The organism is Bacillus sp. AFS077874, assembly GCF_002566505.1.
Classification (GTDB): Bacteria; Bacillota; Bacilli; order Bacillales; family Bacillaceae_G; genus Gottfriedia.
This window is the reverse complement of record NZ_NUYF01000040.1, coordinates 1-641: the sequence shown is the minus strand read 5'-3', so window position 1 is coordinate 641 and position 641 is coordinate 1. Positions and strand designations below refer to the sequence as shown.

The window sequence follows — 641 nt, the reverse complement described above, 5'->3', positions numbered from 1 at the left end:
CTGCCATTTAGTTGCATTAGAAAGTCAACAATCTAATATAACGGATCCTTGAATTTAAAAAAGCGAACTGTCTACATTCGACAGTCCGTTTCGAAAGAGAATAGAGCGTTCTCTCTCGTAAATTATTTCATTTTTTTCGATTCATTATTACATTTAGGCATTTTTTATTTGATATTCTATTGATTATTTGTGTACATCTGTTTAATTTGTTAGTATGTAAAGGCAACTACTTACGAACGATATATCAAAATAAATGAGCTAAGAAGGTGCACGACATGGCAAAATTGAATGCAGTCGAAAAGTTAAAAAAGGAATTAGGTAAGACGCGCGAAGCGATCGACATTGCTAAAACCATCTTAGAGAAAAAACACGATCCTCAGTTGGCAGAACAGTTAAAGAAATTAATCAAAGAACACAATGAAATCGTGACACAGTTAAAGAGCATTCATTAAAGATGCTCTTTTGTTTCTTCTAAAATTAATTACCCAGCCCGTTCATAAACCTCAACCAATAGTTCATCTTCTAATCGCCCCATTTACAAATTCGTTGAAGAAGTATTACACAGATTCTTCAACTAAACTACCATTAGCACAATAAAAAAATCGAGTAAAAGCTAACCATGTTGTTCAACAAACGCATGC

At 33.2% G+C, this 641-nt stretch carries 1 protein-coding gene; it reads left to right on the top strand.

Going from position 1 to position 641, the window contains the following annotated elements:
- The first annotated feature begins 275 nt into the window (after nt 1-275).
- Nucleotides 276-452: a hypothetical protein gene (locus tag COJ46_RS24630; RefSeq protein WP_176522505.1), complete on the top strand. Its 177-nt coding sequence runs from the start codon at nt 276-278 to the stop codon at nt 450-452.
- Nucleotides 453-641: the final 189 nt, after the last annotated feature.